Genomic DNA, 18,768 nt, shown 5'->3' with positions numbered 1-18,768 from the left:
TCAGGGAGAGATCTGATGAGCACCACCCCCTTCCTGTCCGTACGCGACCTGCGCGTGCACTTCGCCACCGAGGACGGCACGGTCAAGGCCGTCGACGGACTCGACTTCGAGCTGGAGAAGGGCAAGACGCTCGGCATCGTGGGAGAGTCCGGCTCCGGCAAGTCGGTCACGAACCTCGCCATCCTGGGCCTGCACCACAAGGACAGCACCGCCATCGACGGGGAGATCCTCCTCGACGGCAAGGAGCTGCTCACCGCCACCGAGCGGGAGCTGGAGCAGCTGCGCGGCAACAAGATGGCGATGATCTTCCAGGACGCCCTCGCCTCCCTCTCGCCGTACCACACCATCGGCCGGCAGATCGGTGAGACGTTCCGCAAGCACACGGGGGCCTCCAAGAAGGAGGCGCGGGACCGGTCGATCGAGATGCTGACGAAGGTCGGCATCCCGCAGCCCGACCTGCGTGTGGACGACTATCCGCACCAGTTCTCCGGCGGTATGCGCCAGCGCGCGATGATCGCGATGTCGCTGGTCTGCAACCCGGCGCTGCTGATCGCGGACGAGCCGACGACGGCGCTGGACGTGACGGTCCAGGCCCAGATCATGGACCTCCTCAAGGACCTCCAGCAGGAGTTCGGCACGGCGATCATCTTCATCACGCACGACCTGGGCGTGATCGCCGACATCGCGGACGACGTCCTGGTGATGTACGGCGGGCGGTGTGTGGAGCGGGGCACGAAGAAGGAAGTCCTGCGCGCCCCGCAGCACCCCTACACCTGGGGCCTGCTCGGTTCGATGCCGTCCCTGGAAGGCCCGGTGGACGTCCCGCTCTCCCCCATCCCCGGCACGCCGCCGAGCCTCCTCAACCCGCCCTCCGGGTGCCGCTTCCACCCGCGGTGCGCGTTCACCGAGCAGGTCGGGGACGGCCGCTGCGCGGGCGAGCCGCCGCTCCTCGAACTGTCCGGGGGCCGGGGCGCGGCCTGCCACCTCACGGACGAGCAGCGCGCGGAGTTCTTCGCGGACTTCGCGGGCACGCGCACCGACTGACGTACAAGAGACGGGATTCCACAACGATGAGCAGCACCACGCCCCCCTCTCCTCTCCTGGACGTCAGCGGGCTGACCAAACACTTCCCGGTGATGGGCGGATTCCCGTTCAAGCGGAGGATCGGCGCCGTGCAGGCCGTGGACGGCCTGGACTTCACCGTCGGCGGGGGCGAGAGCCTGGGCCTGGTCGGCGAGTCAGGCTGCGGCAAGTCGACGACGGGCCGCCTGATCACGCGCCTCCTGGAGCCGACCGGCGGCAAGATCTCCTACCGCGGCCAGGACATCACGCACGCCTCCCGCAAGGAGCTCGCGCCGGTCCGCTCCGAGATCCAGATGATCTTCCAGGACCCGTACGCGTCACTGAACCCGCGGCAGACGGTCGGGAAGATCATCTCGGGCCCGATGGAGGTCAACGACATCAACCCGGCGGGCGGCCGGGAGGCCCGCGTCCGCGAGCTCCTGGAGACGGTGGGGCTGAACCCCGAACACTTCAACCGCTTCCCGCACGAGTTCTCGGGCGGCCAGCGCCAGCGCATCGGGGTGGCGCGCGCGTTGGCCCTTGAGCCCAAGCTGATCGTGGCGGACGAACCGGTCTCGGCGCTGGACGTCTCGATCCAGGCGCAGGTGGTGAACCTGCTCCAGAAGCTCCAGCAGGACCTGGGCATCGCGTTCCTCTTCATCGCCCACGACCTGGCGGTGGTACGCCACTTCTCGCAGCGCGTCGCGGTCATGTACCTCGGCCGCATCGTGGAGATCGCGGACCGCGAGAGCCTGTACGGAAACCCGCGCCACCCCTACACGAGGGCGCTCCTGTCGGCGGTCCCGGAGGCGACCCCGGACGACGTCCCCCGCCGCGAACGCATCCTCCTGAAGGGCGACGTCCCCTCCCCCGTGAACCCGCCCTCGGGCTGCCGCTTCCGTACGCGCTGCTGGAAGGCGACGGACAAGTGCGCGTCGGAGGACCCGCCGCTGGTCCGCATCGACGGCAACGAGGACGGCCACCTGACGGCCTGCCACTACCCGGAGACCCCGGCGGACCTGCCCGTCCCAACGGCCCGCAAATCCCTCTGACCCCCACCCCTCCGGAGCCGACCCGCCCTCCCCCTTGACCCGAGCGGGGCACGGCCGGCTCCGGACCACCGTCTCAGGACGACCGGCGGAAGTCGTCCAGTGTCTCCACCAGCGAGAGCCACTTCTCGCCGTGCGTCAGGTAGACGCGCAGATGGCTGCGCGGCCCGGTGCCCGTGCCCGTGTAGTACGCGTCAGGGCCCTCCCCGCGCTTCTCCATGCCACAGTTGTCCAACACGTTGCGCAGGTGCAGGACGACCTTGTCGGTGTCGGCGGACGTATGGAACTCCGCGAGGCGGTGACGGGCGACGGCGTTGCTGTCGCCCCGGTAGACCTGGGCGCGGCCACCGTGACCGGGCGCTCCAGCCGTGCCGAGCGGCGCGCAGCCGACGTCACTGAGGCCGATCCTCATGATGCCGCGGTCCTCGGCACCGTCGGGGCCCTGCTTCCGCCAGTGCCACTTCTCGTGCAGCGGCAGCTCGTTCGCATCCATCAGTCGCACCACGTCGTCCGGCCGCTCCGCGGGACGCACATCCGTGCCGCCGTCCCCGCCCCCCGGCACGACCGCCCAGAGCACCGCCCCCGCCAGGGCCGCGACCGCCGCGGCCGACAGCGCGATCCGGCGCCTCGCCTGCCGTCGCCCGCCCCTGGCCCGCAGCTCGGCGCCGTCGGGCAGACGCAGCTGGACGCCGTCGAGCAGTTCCTCGACTTCGACCTCGACCCTTCCCTCGAGCTCAGCCATGGCTCGCCGCCCCCTCCGTGCGGAACGCCGCCGTGTCGGCGAGGCGTACACCCAATACCTTGCGGGCCCGGCTGAGCCGGGTGCGCACGGCGCCGTTCGTGGCGCCCGTCTCCCGTGCCACCTGCTCCACGGGCAGGTCGAGGAGATGGTGCAGGACCACCGCCTGCCGCTGCTGGGGCGGCAGTTCGCGCAGCGCCTCCACCAACGCCACGCGGTCGGCGGACAGTTCCGGCACATCGGTGCCGGGTCCGTGCCTGAAGTGCGCGCGCACGCGGTTCCGTGTCCGGCGCCACGTGCTGATGGCGAGCCGTGACGCCACGGTCCGGACCCAGGGCAACGGATCCCCCTCGACGACGAGCCGGTCCCACCGCTGCCACGCCCGCACGTACGCCTCCTGCACCGCGTCCTCCGCCTCCGCCAGGTCACCGGTCATCGCATAGACCGTGGCGACCAGACGTTTGGCCGTGGCGGCGTAGAACGCGTCGAAGCCGGCGCAGTGATCCTGATCTGCCTCTTCGGGCCGCTTCGCCATCGTCCCCCCGTCCCTCCCTCACGCGGCGGGCCCGTCCGCCCCCCCGCTTCCGACTGATACACGCCGGGCGGGCGCAGGTTGTTACAGGCGGATTCCCGGAAACCACGCAGGCGCAGAACGCCCGTACCCCGCGAACACGAAGGTCGCGGGGTACGGGCGGTGGTTCTGCGGAGCGGTTACGCCGCGTGCACGACGTCCTTCTCCTCGGCGAAGTGGCACGCCGACTCGTGAGCCGCCGGCGTGTCCTGGCCCTTGAAGCGCTCGGGGATCGCCAGGAGCGGGATCTCCTTCGCGCACTTGTCCTCCGCCTTCCAGCAGCGCGTGCGGAAGCGGCAGCCGGAGGGCGGGTTCGCCGGGGACGGGACGTCGCCGGTGAGGATGATCCGCTCGCGGCCCTCGCGGGCCTCCGGGTCCGGTACGGGGACCGCGGAGAGCAGCGCCTGGGTGTAGGGGTGCGTCGGGTGGTCGTAGATCTGCTCGTCCGAGCCGATCTCCGCCATCTTCCCGAGGTACATCACGCCCACGCGGTCCGAGATGTGCCGGACGATCGACAGGTCGTGCGCGATGAAGAGGTAGGAGAGGTTGAACTCGTCCTGGAGCTTCTCCATCAGGTTGATGACCTGGGCCTGGACGGACACGTCCAGGGCCGAGACCGGCTCGTCGCAGATGATGATCTCGGGGTTGAGGGCCAGACCGCGCGCGATGCCGATGCGCTGGCGCTGGCCGCCCGAGAACTGGTGCGGGTAGCGGTTGATGTACTCGGGGTTGAGGCCCACCACGTCCAGGAGTTCCCGGACCTTCTGGCGGCGCGAACCCTTCGGGGCCACCTCGGGGTGGATCTCGAAGGGCTCCCCGATGATGTCGCCCACCGTCATACGCGGGTTCAGCGACGTGTACGGGTCCTGGAACACCATCTGGATGTTGCGGCGCACCGCCTTCAGCGCGCGCCCGGACAACTTGGTGATGTCCTGGCCCTTGTAGAAGACCTCGCCCGCCGTGGCGCGTTCGAGGGTCATGAGGAGCTTCGCGACCGTGGACTTGCCACAGCCGGACTCGCCCACGATGCCCAGCGTCTCACCCTGGTACAGATCGAAGGAGATCCCGTCGACCGCCTTGACCGCACCGATCTGCTTCTTGATCAGGATTCCCTGCGTGAGCGGGAAGTGCTTGACCAGGTTGCGGACCTGAAGGATCGGCTCACCGCGCTCGACCGGCGCCTCGATCGCCGCGACGGCCTCGTCGGCCGTGGCGGCGTCCACCGTCTCCACGTCGGAGACGTTCGGGGTGGCGTCGGTGGGCCCGTCCGTCTTCGAGAGCTTCGAAGCCTTCGTCGGCTCAGCCATGGATCGTCTCCTTCCAGAAGTGGCACGCGCTGCCGCGGCCCGGCAGCTCCGCGCCGTCCTGCTCGGTGACCGGCACGAGCGCCGGGATCTCCGTGCGGCAGATGTCCTGCGCCTTGGGGCAGCGCGGGTTGAACGCGCAACCGCCGGGGATCTTGAGCAGGTTGGGCGGCAGGCCCTTGATCGCGTAGAGCTCCTGGCCCTTCTGGTCCAGGCGCGGGATCGAGTCGAGCAGGCCACGGGTGTACGGGTGCGCGGGGCGCTTGTACAGCTCGTGGACGGGCGCCGTCTCGACGATCCGGCCCGCGTACATGACCGCGATCTTGTCCGCGACGTCGGCGACGACGCCGAGGTCGTGGGTGATCAGGATCAGACCCATGTTGTACTCGCGCTGCAGCTCGGCCAGCAGGTCCATGACCTGCGCCTGGACCGTCACGTCGAGCGCCGTGGTGGGCTCGTCCGCGATGATCAGGTCCGGCTCCAGGGCGAGCGCCATCGCGATCATGATGCGCTGGCGCATACCGCCGGAGAACTGGTGCGGGTAGTCGTTCACCCGCTCCTTGGCCGCCGGGATCTTGACCTTCTCCATCAGTTCGATGGCCTTGGTCTTGGCTTCCTTGCGGCTCAGGCCCTCGTGCACGCGGAACATCTCGCCGAGCTGGTAGCCCACCGAGAGCACGGGGTTGAGGGAGGACAGCGCGTCCTGGAAGATCATCGCGATCTTGCGGCCGCGGATCTTCCTGCGCTCCTCGTTGGACATCTTGAGCATGTCCTGGCCGCGGAAGAGGATCTCGCCCTGCGGGATCTTTCCGGGCGGCATGTCGAGGATGCCCATGATCGCCTGCGCGGTCACGGACTTGCCGGAGCCCGACTCGCCGAGGACGGCGAGCGTTTCGCCCGCGTCCACGCTGTAGTTCACACCGTTGACGGCCTTGACCACGCCGTCGCGGGTGTGGAACTCGACGTGGAGGTCCTTCACGTCCAGGAGCCGGCCGCTCCGGTCCTCGCCCGAGCGGGGGGCGGGGACGGAGTCCGTCTTGAGATCGATGCTGGTCATGTACGCCTCCCTCAGCGCAGCTTCGGGTCGAGGGCTTCGCGTACAGCGTCGCCGAGCATGATGAACGCCAGCACGGTCAGGCTGAGCATCCCGGCGGGGAAGATCAGAGTGTGCGGGTTGTTCCGGATGTCGCTCAGGGCGTCGGAGATGTCGCCGCCCCAAGAGAGCGCGTCGTCGCCGAAGCCGAGACCCAGGTACGACAGCGTCGACTCGGCGACGATGTACGAGCCGAGCGCGATGGTCGCGATGACGATGACCGGAGCGATGGCGTTCGGCAGGATGTGCCGGAACAGGATCCTCTTGGTGTCGGCGCCGAGCGCGCGTGCCGCCACCACGTAGTCCGAGTGCTTGGTCGTGATGACCGCGCCGCGCATCACGCGGGCGATCTGCGTCCAGCCGAGGAAGGCCAGCGCGCCGGTGATCACCCACACGTTGCGGTTGGTGAAGGCGTTCAGGACGACCATGGCGCCGAGCAGGAACGGGATGCCGAAGAACACGTCGACGATGCGGGAGAGCAGGCTGTCCCAGATGCCGCCGAAGTAGCCCGCCAGCATGCCGATCAGGCCGCCGAACACGGTGACGAGGATGGTCACGCCGAGGCCGACCATGATCGAGTTGCGCGTGCCGTAGACGACGCGGGCGTAGATGCTGCGGCCCTGCCGGTCGTAACCGAACCAGTCGGCCTGGAAGAAGTGACCGAGGTTCGGCTTCTCCAGGAAGTGGTTGGTCAGGTCGCCGTACTTGGGGTCCGCGCCGGTGAACAGGCCGGGGAAGGCGGCCACCAGGAGCAGCACCAGGATCAGCGCCGACGAGATGAGGAAGAGCGGCCTGCGACGCAGGTCACGCCAGGCATCGCCCCAGAGACTGCGCGGCTTGCCGGGTGCCTCGACGCCGTCGGGGACGGCCTGTGCATCGGTCGGCGCGATGCCCGCGGCCGCCTCTGCGGGCGACGTCTTGGTGATGTCAGGCATAACGGATCCTCGGGTCCAGGACCGCGTAAAGCAGGTCGACGAGCAGGCTGGCGAGGAGGTACACGAGCACGAGCACGGTGACGACACCGACGATGACGGTGCCCTCGTGCTGGAACAGGCCGCGGTAGAGCAGGTTGCCGACGCCGGCCACGTTGAAGATGCCCTCGGTGATGACCGCGCCGCCCATCAGGGTGCCGATGTCGGTGCCGAGGTAGGTGACCACGGGGATCAGCGAGTTGCGCAGCAGGTGCCGGGAGATGATGCGCTTGCGCGGCAGCCCCTTGGCGACGGCCGTGCGGATGTAGTCCGCCTGCCGGTTCTCGGCGATGGAGGTACGGGTCAGACGCGCCACGTAGGCGAGGCCGACCAGACCGAGCACGAGCGCGGGCAGGATCAGCTCCACGAAGTTCTCGGAGTCCTGCACCGTCGGCGTGACCCAGCCCAGCTCATTGCCGAAGATCAGCTGGAGGAAGAGGCCGAACACGAAGATCGGGACGGAGATCACGAGGAGCGTGAAGAGCGTCACGGTGTTGTCGAGGACGCGACCGCGCTTCACGCCGGCCAGCACGCCCAGGGTGATCCCGACGACGAGCTCGAACGTCCACGCCATGGCGGCGAGGCGCATCGAGACCGGGAAGGCCTGCGTGATCTCGTCGAGGATCGGCCTGTTGCCCGCGATGGTGTTGCCGAAGTCGCCCTGCAGCAGACCGCCCATGTAGTGGAAGTACTGCTGCCACAGGGGCAGGTCCAGCCCACGGTCGTGCTTGATCTGTGCCACCTGCGCGGGGTCCGGCGGCTTGTCTCCCCACAGTGCCGCGACGGGATCGCCGGGGAGCACGTTGACCATCAGGAAGATCAGAAGGGTTGTCCCGATGAAGACCGGGATCATCTGGAGCAGTCGCCTCGCGACGTAGCGCCCCATGGTGGTGCCTCCGTCCATTGCGGAGCCGCCCGCGAAGCGACGCCCGGGGTTACCGGGCGTCGCTTCGCGGAAGCGGAACTCCGACGACTGCTACTTCTCGAAGACCTCGACGTCCGTGAGGATCGGGTCGCCGGCCTGGTCGAACTCGACCTTCTTCACGTTCTTCGAGTACGCGGAGAGCGTCTTGTTGTACCAGAGCGGGATGCCCGGGAAGGTGTTGACGAGCTCCTTCTCGGCCTGCTGGTACAGCTTCGCGGACTCGTCGATCGTCTTGGCCGCGTCGGCTTCCTTGGTCAGCTTGTCGAACTTCTTGTCCGAGAAGCCGCCCTTGTTGCCGTCGACGCCCGTGCCGTAGAGGTCGGCGAGGAAGTTGCCGTTGAAGGGGTAGTCGAGCACCCAGCCGGAGCGGTACATCGACTTGACCTTCTTCTGGTCACGGATCTCCGTGTCAGCGGCGAAGTCGGTCACCGGGTCGCCGACGCACTTGACGCCGGTCGCGTTGGTGATGGAGTTGCAGACCGCGACGACCCAGTCCTTGTGCGGCTGGTCGGCGTTGTACTGGATCTGGATCTTGTTGCCGGGAACGCCGCCGCCGTCCTTGATGGACTGCTTGGCCTTCTTGGCGTCGAACTTGCAGTACTCGCCACAGGCGTCGTCCTGGTAGCCCTTGACGCCCTTGGCCACCCAGCCGGTGGCGGACTCACGCGTGCCGTGGAACACGGTCTTCGCGATGGTGTCGCGGTCGATCGCCATCGACAGGCCCTGGAGGACCTTGACGTCGATGTCCTTCCACTGCTTGGTGTAGAAGGCGAAGTTGACCGTGTTGAGCGCCGAGAAGTCCATGTCGATCGCGCGGTCGCCGAAGTCCTGCTTGAAGTTGGCGATCTCGCTGTTCGGGACGATCGGCATCGAGTCGACGTTGTCCGACTTCAGGTCGGCGTAGGCCGCCGTGTCCTTGTTGTAGGCCTTGAAGTCGACGCCGCCGTTCTTCGGCTTGTTCGCGCCCTTGTAGCCGTCGAAGGCGCGGACCGAGATGACCTTCTTGTGGTCCCACTTCTCGAACTTGTACGGGCCGTTGCCGACCGGCGCCTCGCCGTACTTCTTCGGGTCCTTCAGCGCGGCCGAGGGCAGCGGGTAGAAGGGCGCGTAGACCAGCTTGTACGCGTAGTACGGGATGCCGCTCTTCAGCGTGATGGTGAAGGTGTTGTCATCGACGACCTTCAGGCCGGACATGGCCTTCTTCTTGGCCTTGCCCTTCTCCGGGTGGACATCGTCGTAACCCTCGATGTCGCGGTACCACGCGCTGTTCTGCTGACCGTTGGCCGGGTCCGCTGCCCAGTTCCAGGCCTCCACGTACGACTTCGCCGTGACGGCCTCGCCGTTGTGGAACTTCCAGCCCGGCTTCAGCTTGACGGTCCACACCTTCGAGTCCTTGTCGGGGGTGACCGACTCGGCGTTCTCGTAGGTGATGTCGCCCTTCTTGTCGTAGTGGACCAGACCCGTGAAGAGCGAGTCGATGACGACGCTGCCGTACGCCTCCATGGTGTTCGACGGCTGCAGAGCGTTCTGCGGCTCGCCGTTGGCGTAGCTGACGATCCCCTTGGGGTCGACCTTGCCGCTGCCATTGTTGTCACTGTCGCCGCCGCCACAAGCGGTGGCCGTCAGCGCCACAACACCGGCTATCGCGACCCACTTGGCGCTCTTGGCACCACGCATGGGGTTCCTCCTCATGAGTCCACTTGTTCACTACAAGAGGGGGTACGAGAAACCGCGCCGACACCCCTGACGGCGACGATCGAGTACCCCAGTGTGCTCGTGAGTCGGCGCTCCCCACAGCGCGTGACCCATTGACCCGAGCTATACGCGGTCAACTATTAGCCATGAGGTACCGGTCGACCACACCCTTTTGGTCTCGGTTCAATCACACCTGGCCCGTACAACTTCCAAAATCCGGACAAACCGATCCGAGATAGATGGTTGCGAAACGGACGTGTTACACATCTAACGGTCAGTGACGTCCGCATACCGGACACTTGGCGGACAAAAACCGGTTGCCGGGAGACCTCCGCGCGGCAGTGGCCACACCGTACCCGCCAGCGAAAACACAAGAGGCCGACTTCCGCCCAACTCCCTCGGGAGCAGCGGAAATCGGCCTCTCAGGCGGCTGTGTGCCGCCTGACGGCTACCTCAGCGGCGTCAGCTGTGCTTGGCGCGCGACGCGGAGCGGCCGCGCTCCTTCTGGTCCAGGACGACCTTGCGGATGCGCACGGCCTCCGGGGTCACCTCGACGCACTCGTCGTCGCGGCAGAACTCCAGGGACTGCTCCAGCGACAGCTTGCGCGGCGGCACGATCGCCTCGAAGGAGTCGGCGGAGGCGGAGCGCATGTTGGTGAGCTTCTTCTCCTTGGTGATGTTGACGTCCATGTCGTCGGCGCGGGAGTTCTCGCCGACGATCATGCCCTCGTACACCTCGGTGCCCGGCTCGGTGAACAGCACGCCGCGCTCCTGGAGGTTCGTCATCGCGAAGGCGGTGACGGCACCGGCGCGGTCGGCGACCAGGGAGCCGTTGTTACGGGTCTTCAGCTCGCCGAACCACGGCTCGTGGCCCTCGTGGATGGAGTGGGCGATGCCCGTGCCGCGCGTCTGCGTCAGGAACTCCGTACGGAAGCCGATGAGGCCGCGGGACGGCACGACGAACTCCAGACGGACCCAGCCGGAGCCGTGGTTCGACATGTTGTCCATGCGGCCCTTGCGGACGCCCATGAGCTGCGTGACGGCGCCCATGTGCTCCTCGGGCACGTCGATCGTCATGCGCTCGACCGGCTCGTGCGTCTTGCCGTCGATCTGCCGGGTGACCACCTGCGGCTTGCCGATGGTCATCTCGAAGCCCTCGCGGCGCATCTGCTCGACGAGGATGGCCAGCGCCAGCTCGCCGCGGCCCTGCACCTCCCAGGCGTCGGGGCGCTCGGTGTCGAGGACGCGCAGCGAGACGTTACCGATCAGCTCACGCTCCAGGCGGTCCTTGACCTGGCGGGCGGTGACCTTGCGGTCCTTGACCGCGGACTTGGCGTCCGCGCCCTTGCCGGTGCCGCCGCGGCCGACCAGCGGCGAGGTGTTCGTACCGATGGTCATCGAGATCGCCGGCTCGTCGACCGTGATCAGCGGCAGCGCGATCGGGTTCTCCGGGTCGGCCAGGGTCTCGCCGATCATGATGTCGGGGATACCGGCGACCGCGCAGATGTCACCCGGGCCCGCCATCTCGGCCGGCTTGCGGGTGAGCGCCTCGGTCATCATCAGCTCGGTGATGCGGACGTTCGAGATGGTGCCGTCGCGCTTGATCCAGGCGACCGTCTGGCCCTTGCGCAGCTCGCCCTGCTCGACGCGGAGCAGCGCGATGCGGCCGAGGAAGTTGTCCGCGTCGAGGTTGGTGACGTGGGCCTGGAGGGGCGCTTCCTCGTCGTACGTCGGGGCCGGGACGTGCTCCAGGATCGTGGAGAAGAACGGCTCCAGGTTGGTGGAGTCCGCCGGGACCGTGCCGTCCTCCGGCTTGGTCAGCGAGGCGATGCCGTCGCGGCCGCAGGCGTAGACGATCGGGAACTCGATCTGGTCCTCGTCGGCGTCCAGGTCGAGGAAGAGGTCGTACGTCTCGTTGACGACCTCGTCGATGCGCGAGTCGGGACGGTCCGTCTTGTTGATGCACAGGATGACCGGGAGGCGCTGCTGGAGCGCCTTGCGCAGCACGAAGCGGGTCTGCGGGAGCGGCCCCTCGGAGGCGTCGACCAGCAGGACGACCGCGTCCACCATCGACAGACCACGCTCGACCTCGCCACCGAAGTCGGCGTGGCCGGGGGTGTCGATGATGTTGATCGTGATCGGTTCCCCGCCGTCCTTGGGGTGATACTTCACCGCCGTGTTCTTGGCGAGGATCGTGATGCCCTTCTCACGCTCCAGGTCGTTCGAGTCCATCATGCGGTCGTCGAGGGACTCGGCGGCGTGCGCGGCGAACGAGCCGGCCTGCTTGAGCATGGCGTCGACGATGGTCGTCTTGCCGTGGTCGACGTGAGCGACGATGGCAACGTTGCGGATGTCGTGGCGCGTGGCCATAGTGCGGCGTACTCCTGGAGTGAGTGGTCGGTCGCGCGTACATCTGAGTTACGCGGACCCTGCCGGGCTGGACACGCCACGGCCTCACCCCAGTCTACGTGTCCCTCGCGGAGGCAGCCTCCGCGGGGGCTTCGCAGGGGTGCGGAAAGCCTCGGGAACTCTGGGGAAACAGCAGGTCAATGGGTAGACACGAGCTTGCCCGCCGGGACGGCCGGCGGGCAAGAGAGTTGAGCGGAATCTGAGGCGGCGGCTTCCGGAGGGCGTTACTTCGCCGACGGCCCGCCCGACGGCTTCGCGCCCGGCTTCAGGAAGCCGATGTCCTCGTAGTGCGGGGCCTGGAAACCGAACGCGCCGGCATTCGCCAGGTTCGGGCGGGCGGCCATCAGCTGGGGGCGCTGGTAGAGGGGGATGGAGCCCGCCTCCGCCCAGATGCGGGCGTCCGCCTTCTTGACCAGGGAGCGTGACGTTTCTTCGTCCAGCTCGCCGACCGCCTGATCGAACAGCTGGTCGATGTGGTCCGTGCCGACACGGGTGTAGTTCTGCTCGACGTTCAGCGAGCCGTCCGCGGCCGGGACCGGCTTGGCGAAGATCGGGCGGGCGTCGGTGGCGGGGAAGGCCGAGGCCGGCCACGAGTAGAGGGCGAGGTCGTACTGGCCGGACGCGATGTGGTCCTTGAAGTAGCTCTCGTCGGCGACCTTCGCCGTCTCTGTACGTACGCCGATCTTCTGCAGCATCCGCGAGATCCGGTCGGCCACCGCGCGCAGCTGCTCCGAGCCGTCCCCGGAGGGCAGCACGAAGCGGAGGGTGAGGGGCTTGCCGTCCTTGGCGAGCGGGCCCGCCGCGGCGGCCCCCTTCGCACCGGATCCCTTGGGGGCGGCGGTGCCCTTCGGGGCGTACGCGCCGGGGGCGCCGCCCTTGGCCTGGTCCCTGGAGTGCTGCTTGGCGTGGTCGGCGGGCTCCTTCTTCTTCTCCTTGTCGGCCTCGCGGGGCAGGCCGAGGACGTCGGCCTGACGGTTCAGGACGGCGCGCTGGTAGGCCGCCGCGGGGGCGGGGGCGAGGACGGTGGTGCCGGTGTCGCCGGGCTTGCCGTCCTCTTCGCCGACGATGTACGTGCCGTCGTCTTCGCCGTCGCCTTCGTCGGTGGAGTCCTTGTCCTTCTTGGAGTCCTCCGACTTCTTCTCGTCCTTCGCGTCGGATTCGCCGCCCGCCGTCTTCTCCTCTTCCTTCTCCTTCCCCCCTTCCTTCTTCTCCTCTTCCTTCTCCCCCTTCAGCAGCGCGCCCGGCGTCCAGCCCGCGTCCGCGAGGAGCGCCCTCGCCTCGGCGGTGTCCTGCTCGCCGAGGGCCCCGCTGTTGTCGGCGTACGCCTGCTGCCCGGCGAGGGCGAGGTGGCTGCCGACCGGCTCGGCGGGGAGGCCGAGCGGCTTGAGCACGGTCTTCGCGAGCTCCCCGCGGTCCAGGGCGCGGGCGACCGCGCGGCGCACCCGGTCGTCGGCGAGCGGTCCCTCGGAGCCGTTGAGGGCGAGCTGCGTGTACGCGGGCTCCAGGGACTTGCGTACGACGTAGCCGCGCAGCCCCTCCTGCTCCGTCGCGTACCTCTTGACCGCCTTGCGGGTCTTGGCGCGCGCCTCGAGCTCCGTGTCGGCGGCCTCCTCGTCGGAGCCGTGGGCGATCGCCCAGGAGCGCAGGGCCCTCGCGGGGGTGATCGCGGCGCCGGGGCCGTGGGCGAGCGGGCCCTCGCTCCCCTTGTCCCTGGCGGCCTGGGAGATCCGCCCGGCCTCCGCCGCGTCGATCGCGGCGAGGTCGACCCGGCCCTTGGCCAGCGCCTCGGCCCGCTCGGCGCGCCCCACCTTGCGCAGCACGATCTTGTTGAGCTTGGCGGGGCTGCCCCACCAGCGCGCGTTGCGCTCCAGCGTCACGTCGCCTGCCTTGCGGTCGGTGCCGCCGAGCGCGAAGGGGCCCGCGGTCACCTTCAGCTTGCGGCGCGCGCCGTCGTTGAAGGAGTCGGGCGTGCCCATGATCTGCTTCGGGTACAGCGGCGAGAAGAGGGAGCGCCAGTCCGCGTACGGCTTGGCGAAGGTGACCCGCACCTCCAGGTTGTTCGCGCCGCGCTCGATCTTCGCGATGCGGTCGTAGCCCGCGTTCCGTGCCGTCCAGTACGCGCTGTCCCGGCCGGAGAGGGCCCGCCACTGCGCGGCGAAGTCGTCGGCGCCGATCTCCCGGCCGTCGCTCCAGACCGCCTGCTGGTTGAGCTTGTACAGGACGACCTGCTGCGGCTCGCGCTCGACGACCTCCGCGGACTCCAGGAAGTCGGCGTTGCGCTGCGCCCTGCCCTGCGCGTCGAGGCGGAACAGGGACGGCAGGACCGCGCCGGCGACCCGCGCGGTGGCTTCGTCGGCGTCCGCCTGGAAGGAGTTGAACGTCTCCGGCAGCTCGTCGACCGCCCAGTTCATGGTTCCGCCGTCGGCGACCATGTCCCGGGCGGCGGGAGCGACGTCCTGGCCAGCGACCGGACGGCCGGCGTCGTCGTTCGAGCTGCATCCGGCGAGGGCGGGCAGGGCCAGCACCCCCGTCGCGAGGAACACGACAGATCTGACTCTGGCGCGGTCGTGGGACATGACAGGTACCTCCGGGGTCCGGGGCTCGCCCGGCCGCCCGCTGCCAGGACCGGGCCGGGTTTGATCACGTTTGGGGGTATATGGAGCTGATCACATCTATCGCCCCACTGAAGGGGACGGGACGCGGGGTGCGGGGGAGGCACGGCGCGGGGGCCCACAGATGCCACTCGTGCGGCCCAATGGAGTGGCGGGCCGGGTGATCGTGCAGCGGTCACCGCCCATCGGGTTCGGCGCGATCGCGAAGCGGTCACCGTCGGTCGAGGTCGGCGCGATCGGCGCGTGATCCGGCGCATTCACCGCCCCTGATCCGGCAATCACTGCAGATCTCTTCACAAGCCGGGATGTGACGCGCGACACTCGCAGGCGCATGAGCGTTGCCACCGCACCCCCTAAGTGAGGGCAAGTAATGGCTCTGCACGATGAGTTGACCGCCGTACAGCGTTGCGTGGACGACCTCGTCCGCACCGTCGGCAGGCTGGAGCAGCAGGCCGGCGACCAACTGGCGGGCGTCGACGTACGCCGCGTACGCACGGACACCGATCACCTGCGCGAGAGCGTGGCGCTGCTGCGCGCGGCGGTCCCGCCGCCGTCCCCCCTCGAACCGCACAAGCCCGAGTTCGTGACCATCCCCGATACGCCGTACGACCGCTCGCTGTGGACGAACACCGGCGATCTCGACGACGAGGGTCTGGGCGGCTGCGACCGCCACGCGCCCTGACGTCCCGATGCCCTGACGTCCCGCGTACTCCCCGTTCGAGAAGAAGGAGTGGAGCCTCGTTGGCCACCGGCACGGAACCTCAACCGAAGAGCGGACCGGCACCGGGCGGCGGCGTGCGCGACGGCACGCGCGCCGCCATCGGCGTTGCCCATCTGCGGACGGACCGCTGGTGGCTGGCGCCGGCGGCGACCACCGCGGGACTGCTCGCCTTCATCGTCTACTCGACGTGGCGCGCCTTCGCGAACGCGGACTACTACGCGGCGCCCTACGTGTCACCGTTCTACTCGCCGTGCCTCGCCGAGAACTGCGAACCCATGAAGGGCGGCCCCAATTGGGAGATCTTCGGCAGCTGGTGGGGCCTGTCCCCCTCCATCCTGATCCTGGTCTTCCCACTCGGCTTCCGCCTCACCTGCTACTACTACCGCAAGGCCTACTACCGGGGCTTCTGGGCCTCGCCACCGGCCTGCGCGGTCGCCGAGCCGCACAAGAAGTACACCGGTGAGACCCGCTTCCCGCTGATCCTGCAGAACATCCACCGGTACTTCTTCTACGCCGCCGTCCCCGTGGCGGGCATCCTCACGTACGACGCCGTCCTCGGCTTCCGTGACGAGAACTACGAGTGGGGCCACATGGGCCTCGGAACGCTCGTGCTGCTCGTCAACGTCGTACTGATCTGGATCTACACCCTCTCCTGCCACTCCTGCCGCCACGTCATCGGCGGCAAGCTCAAGCACTTCTCCAAGCATCCCGTCCGGTACCGCATGTGGCAGTGGACCGGAAAGCTGACCAACCACCACATGCTGCTCGCGTGGACGTCGTTGGCGAGCGTGGCGCTCGCCGACCTGTACGTCTACCTGGTCGCGAGCGGTGCCTTCGACGATCCGCGCTTCTTCTGATGGACGGGGCCTTCTGATGTCTCAAGTGGAACGACAGCAGTGGGACGTCGTCGTGGTGGGGGCCGGGGGCGCGGGTCTGCGGGCGGCGATCGAGGCGCGCGAGCAGGGCGCCCGTACGGCCGTGATCTGCAAGTCGCTGTTCGGCAAGGCTCACACCGTGATGGCCGAGGGCGGCATCGCCGCCTCCATGGGCAATGTGAACTCCGGCGACAACTGGCAGGTCCACTTCCGCGACACCCTGCGCGGCGGCAAGTTCCTCAACCAATGGCGCATGGCCGAGCTGCACGCGCGTGAGGCACCCGATCGCGTATGGGAGCTGGAGACCTGGGGCGCCCTGTTCGACCGTACGCCGGACGGCCGGATCTCCCAGCGCAACTTCGGCGGCCACGAGTACCCGCGGCTGGCGCACGTCGGCGACCGCACCGGCCTGGAGCTGATCCGCACCCTGCAGCAGAAGATCGTCTCGCTGCAGCAGGATGACTACAAGGAGTTCGGCGACTACGAGGCGCGCCTGAAGGTCTTCCAGGAGTGCACGGTCACGCGCGTGCTGAAGGACGAGGCCGCGGATGACGGTGACTCCTCTCGTGACGAGGGCGGCCGCGTGAGCGGGGCCTTCTGCTACGACCGGGAATCGGGTCGCTTCTTCGTGCTCGAAGCGCCCAGTGTCGTCCTGGCGACGGGCGGCATCGGCAAGTCCTTCAAGGTGACGTCGAACTCGTGGGAGTACACGGGCGACGGGCACGCGCTCGCGCTGCTCGCGGGCGCACCCCTCCTGAACATGGAGTTCGTGCAGTTCCACCCGACGGGCATGGTCTGGCCGCCGTCGGTCAAGGGCATCCTCGTCACCGAGTCCGTGCGTGGTGACGGCGGGGTCCTGCGCAACTCCGAGGGCAAGCGCTTCATGTTCGACTACGTGCCCGACGTCTTCAAGGAGAAGTACGCGCAGTCGGAGGAGGAGGGCGACCGCTGGTACGAGGACCCGGACCACAACCGCCGCCCGCCCGAACTGCTCCCCCGCGACGAGGTCGCCCGCGCGATCAACGCCGAGGTGAAGGCGGGCCGCGGCTCCCCGCACGGCGGCGTCTTCCTCGACGTGTCGACGCGTATGCCCGCCGACGTCATCAAACGCCGACTGCCGTCCATGTACCACCAGTTCAAGGAGCTCGCGGACGTCGACATCACGGCGGAGGCGATGGAGGTCGGGCCGACCTGTCACTACGTGATGGGCGGCATCGCGGTCGACTCGGACACCGCGGCCACGCGCCGCGTGGCGGGCCTGTTCGCCGCGGGTGAGGTCGCGGGCGGCATGCACGGCTCCAACCGGCTGGGCGGCAACTCCCTCTCCGACCTGCTGGTCTTCGGCCGCCGCGCGGGCCTGCACGCGGCCCGGTACGCGGCGGGGCTCGACGTCCGTCCCGTGCCGGACGAGGTGCAGGTGGACACGGCGGCCGCGGAGGCGCTGCGGCCGTTCAGCGCCGAGGGCAGGGAGGACGGGGTGACGCCCGAGAACCCCTACACCCTCCACCAGGAACTGCAGCAGACCATGAACGACCTGGTCGGCATCATCCGCCGGGAGGCGGAGATGGAGCAGGCCCTGGAGAAGCTCGCCGAACTCCGGGTACGGGCGCGACGCGCCGGAGTCGAGGGCCACCGGCAGTTCAACCCGGGCTGGCACCTCGCCCTGGACCTGCGGAACATGCTGCTGGTCAGCGAGTGTGTCGCGCGGGCCGCCCTGGAGCGCACGGAGAGCCGCGGCGGCCACACGCGCGAGGACCACCCGGCGATGAACCGCGAGTGGCGGCGGGTCAACCTCCTCTGCCAACTCACCGACCCGACGGGCGGCCTGGCGGCCACCGATCCCGTGCGCGGCCAGATCGACCTCGTCCGCGTGACGACCGAGCCCATCCGCCCGGACCTGCTCGCCCTCTTCGAAAAGGAGGAGCTGGTCAAGTACCTCTCTGAAGAGGAGCTGTACGAATGAGTTCGTACGACGCGCAATTCAAGGTCTGGCGCGGAGACCTGAGCGGCGGTGACCTGGAGGACTTCAAGATCGAGGTCAACGAGGGCGAGGTCGTCCTCGACATCATCCACCGCCTCCAGGCCACTCAGGCGCCCGACCTCGCGGTGCGCTGGAACTGCAAGGCGGGCAAGTGCGGTTCGTGTTCGGCGGAGATCAACGGACGTCCCCGTCTGATGTGCATGACGCGGATGTCGGTCTTCGACCGCGACGAGGTCATCACGGTGACACCGCTGCGCGCGTTCCCCGTGGTGCGCGACCTGGTGACGGACGTCGGCTTCAACTACACGAAGGCGCGCGAGGTCCCGGCGTTCGTACCGCCCGCCGGCCTGGGCCCCGGCGAGTACCGCATGCAGCAGTCGGACGTGGACCGCCCGCAGGAGTTCCGCAAGTGCATCGAGTGCTTCCTGTGCCAGGACACGTGTCACGTGGTGCGCGACCACGAGGAGAACAAGCCCGCCTTCGCGGGCCCGCGCTTCCTGATGCGCGTCGCCGAGCTGGACATGCACCCGCTCGACGCGGCGGCGGACACCGGCCTCGACCGCAAACGCACGGCGCAGGACGAGCACGGGCTCGGCTACTGCAACATCACGAAGTGCTGCACGGAGGTGTGTCCGGAGGGCATCAAGATCACGGACAACGCGCTGATCCCGTTGAAGGAACGGGCGGTCGACCGGAAGTACGATCCGCTGGTGTGGCTGGGGAACAAGATTCGGCGGCGGGGGGAGTAGCGGCCTGCGCGG

At 68.6% G+C, this 18,768-nt stretch carries 16 protein-coding genes; 7 read left to right on the top strand and 9 right to left on the bottom strand.

The window, feature by feature from the left end; genetic code table 11:
- The first annotated feature begins 15 nt into the window (after nt 1-15).
- A complete protein-coding gene (locus DEJ49_RS23885; protein WP_150186031.1) occupies nt 16-1,044 on the top strand; it encodes an ABC transporter ATP-binding protein in 1,029 nt (342 codons plus the stop codon).
- Between the two features lie 26 nt (nt 1,045-1,070).
- The gene (locus DEJ49_RS23880) at nt 1,071-2,114 is read left to right on the top strand and encodes an ABC transporter ATP-binding protein (protein WP_150186030.1); all 1,044 of its coding nucleotides are present in this window, start codon (nt 1,071-1,073) and stop codon (nt 2,112-2,114) included.
- Between the two features lie 73 nt (nt 2,115-2,187).
- On the opposite strand, the gene DEJ49_RS23875 is transcribed toward DEJ49_RS23880, so the two are convergent.
- The 9 genes from DEJ49_RS23875 to DEJ49_RS23835 all read right to left on the bottom strand — a co-directional run bounded on the left by DEJ49_RS23875 (nt 2,188) and on the right by DEJ49_RS23835 (nt 14,394).
- A complete protein-coding gene (locus DEJ49_RS23875) occupies nt 2,188-2,853 on the bottom strand; it encodes a hypothetical protein (RefSeq protein ID WP_150186029.1) in 666 nt (221 codons plus the stop codon).
- Nucleotides 2,846-3,385 carry a SigE family RNA polymerase sigma factor gene (locus tag DEJ49_RS23870; protein ID WP_150186028.1) on the bottom strand — a complete coding sequence of 180 codons (540 nt, stop codon included), beginning with the start codon at nt 3,383-3,385 and terminating at the stop codon, nt 2,846-2,848. The genes DEJ49_RS23875 and DEJ49_RS23870 overlap by 8 nt, the downstream gene beginning before the upstream one ends.
- Before the next feature lie 176 nt (nt 3,386-3,561).
- A complete protein-coding gene (locus tag DEJ49_RS23865; RefSeq protein ID WP_150186027.1) occupies nt 3,562-4,728 on the bottom strand; it encodes an ABC transporter ATP-binding protein in 1,167 nt (388 codons plus the stop codon).
- A complete protein-coding gene (locus DEJ49_RS23860) occupies nt 4,721-5,782 on the bottom strand; it encodes an ABC transporter ATP-binding protein (protein ID WP_150186026.1) in 1,062 nt (353 codons plus the stop codon). Before DEJ49_RS23860 ends, DEJ49_RS23865 begins: the two co-directional genes overlap by 8 nt.
- 11 nt (nt 5,783-5,793) lie before the next feature.
- Nucleotides 5,794-6,753 (bottom strand): ABC transporter permease, encoded by a 960-nt coding sequence (locus DEJ49_RS23855; RefSeq protein WP_150186025.1) that lies wholly within the window; start codon nt 6,751-6,753, stop codon nt 5,794-5,796.
- Nucleotides 6,746-7,675, bottom strand: coding sequence for an ABC transporter permease (locus DEJ49_RS23850; RefSeq protein ID WP_150186024.1), 930 nt, complete (start codon nt 7,673-7,675; stop codon nt 6,746-6,748). The genes DEJ49_RS23855 and DEJ49_RS23850 overlap by 8 nt, the downstream gene beginning before the upstream one ends.
- A 90-nt stretch (nt 7,676-7,765) precedes the next feature.
- Nucleotides 7,766-9,391, bottom strand: a complete 1,626-nt coding sequence (locus DEJ49_RS23845) for an ABC transporter substrate-binding protein (protein ID WP_150186023.1) — start codon at nt 9,389-9,391, stop codon at nt 7,766-7,768.
- A 480-nt stretch (nt 9,392-9,871) separates the two neighbouring features.
- Nucleotides 9,872-11,779 carry a translational GTPase TypA gene (typA, locus tag DEJ49_RS23840; protein ID WP_150186022.1) on the bottom strand — a complete coding sequence of 636 codons (1,908 nt, stop codon included), beginning with the start codon at nt 11,777-11,779 and terminating at the stop codon, nt 9,872-9,874.
- Nucleotides 11,780-12,042: 263 nt separating this feature from the next.
- Nucleotides 12,043-14,394: an ABC transporter family substrate-binding protein gene (locus tag DEJ49_RS23835; protein WP_150186021.1), complete on the bottom strand. Its 2,352-nt coding sequence runs from the start codon at nt 14,392-14,394 to the stop codon at nt 12,043-12,045.
- A 160-nt stretch (nt 14,395-14,554) separates the two neighbouring features.
- Here DEJ49_RS23835 and DEJ49_RS36775 point away from each other — a divergent pair, with 160 nt between their 5' ends.
- The 5 genes from DEJ49_RS36775 (at nt 14,555) to DEJ49_RS23815 (ending at nt 18,756) form a co-directional block, all read left to right on the top strand.
- Nucleotides 14,555-14,677 carry a hypothetical protein gene (locus DEJ49_RS36775; RefSeq protein WP_263398814.1) on the top strand — a complete coding sequence of 41 codons (123 nt, stop codon included), beginning with the start codon at nt 14,555-14,557 and terminating at the stop codon, nt 14,675-14,677.
- 123 nt (nt 14,678-14,800) lie between these two features.
- Entirely contained in the window at nt 14,801-15,112 is a 312-nt protein-coding gene (locus DEJ49_RS23830) for a hypothetical protein (RefSeq protein WP_150186020.1), read from the top strand.
- A gap of 59 nt (nt 15,113-15,171) precedes the next feature.
- Nucleotides 15,172-16,008: a hypothetical protein gene (locus DEJ49_RS23825; RefSeq protein WP_150186019.1), complete on the top strand. Its 837-nt coding sequence runs from the start codon at nt 15,172-15,174 to the stop codon at nt 16,006-16,008.
- Nucleotides 16,009-16,024: 16 nt separating this feature from the next.
- Nucleotides 16,025-17,989, top strand: a complete 1,965-nt coding sequence (locus DEJ49_RS23820) for a fumarate reductase/succinate dehydrogenase flavoprotein subunit (protein ID WP_150186018.1) — start codon at nt 16,025-16,027, stop codon at nt 17,987-17,989.
- Nucleotides 17,986-18,756 (top strand): succinate dehydrogenase/fumarate reductase iron-sulfur subunit, encoded by a 771-nt coding sequence (locus DEJ49_RS23815; RefSeq protein ID WP_150186017.1) that lies wholly within the window; start codon nt 17,986-17,988, stop codon nt 18,754-18,756. Before DEJ49_RS23820 ends, DEJ49_RS23815 begins: the two co-directional genes overlap by 4 nt.
- The last annotated feature ends 12 nt before the right edge of the window (nt 18,757-18,768 follow it).

The organism is Streptomyces venezuelae (assembly GCF_008642335.1).
Taxonomy (GTDB): Bacteria; Actinomycetota; Actinomycetes; order Streptomycetales; family Streptomycetaceae; genus Streptomyces; species Streptomyces venezuelae_F.
Note: the sequence above shows the minus strand (reverse complement) of the source record. Positions and strands in the feature narration are given on the sequence as shown.

Bases quoted from the DNA above. Each gene is read 5' to 3' on its own strand.
- DEJ49_RS23885 (WP_150186031.1), top strand. From the start codon at position 16: ATGAGCACCACCCCCTTCCTGTCCGTACGCGACCTGCGCGTGCACTTC.
- DEJ49_RS23880 (WP_150186030.1), top strand. From the start codon at position 1,071: ATGAGCAGCACCACGCCCCCCTCTCCTCTCCTGGACGTCAGCGGGCTG.
- DEJ49_RS23875 (WP_150186029.1), bottom strand. From the start codon at position 2,853: ATGGCTGAGCTCGAGGGAAGGGTCGAGGTCGAAGTCGAGGAACTGCTC.
- DEJ49_RS23870 (WP_150186028.1), bottom strand. From the start codon at position 3,385: ATGGCGAAGCGGCCCGAAGAGGCAGATCAGGATCACTGCGCCGGCTTC.
- DEJ49_RS23865 (WP_150186027.1), bottom strand. From the start codon at position 4,728: ATGGCTGAGCCGACGAAGGCTTCGAAGCTCTCGAAGACGGACGGGCCC.
- DEJ49_RS23860 (WP_150186026.1), bottom strand. From the start codon at position 5,782: ATGACCAGCATCGATCTCAAGACGGACTCCGTCCCCGCCCCCCGCTCG.
- DEJ49_RS23855 (WP_150186025.1), bottom strand. From the start codon at position 6,753: ATGCCTGACATCACCAAGACGTCGCCCGCAGAGGCGGCCGCGGGCATC.
- DEJ49_RS23850 (WP_150186024.1), bottom strand. From the start codon at position 7,675: ATGGGGCGCTACGTCGCGAGGCGACTGCTCCAGATGATCCCGGTCTTC.
- DEJ49_RS23845 (WP_150186023.1), bottom strand. From the start codon at position 9,391: ATGCGTGGTGCCAAGAGCGCCAAGTGGGTCGCGATAGCCGGTGTTGTG.
- typA (WP_150186022.1), bottom strand. From the start codon at position 11,779: ATGGCCACGCGCCACGACATCCGCAACGTTGCCATCGTCGCTCACGTC.
- DEJ49_RS23835 (WP_150186021.1), bottom strand. From the start codon at position 14,394: ATGTCCCACGACCGCGCCAGAGTCAGATCTGTCGTGTTCCTCGCGACG.
- DEJ49_RS36775 (WP_263398814.1), top strand. From the start codon at position 14,555: ATGCCACTCGTGCGGCCCAATGGAGTGGCGGGCCGGGTGATCGTGCAG.
- DEJ49_RS23830 (WP_150186020.1), top strand. From the start codon at position 14,801: ATGGCTCTGCACGATGAGTTGACCGCCGTACAGCGTTGCGTGGACGAC.
- DEJ49_RS23820 (WP_150186018.1), top strand. From the start codon at position 16,025: ATGTCTCAAGTGGAACGACAGCAGTGGGACGTCGTCGTGGTGGGGGCC.
- DEJ49_RS23815 (WP_150186017.1), top strand. From the start codon at position 17,986: ATGAGTTCGTACGACGCGCAATTCAAGGTCTGGCGCGGAGACCTGAGC.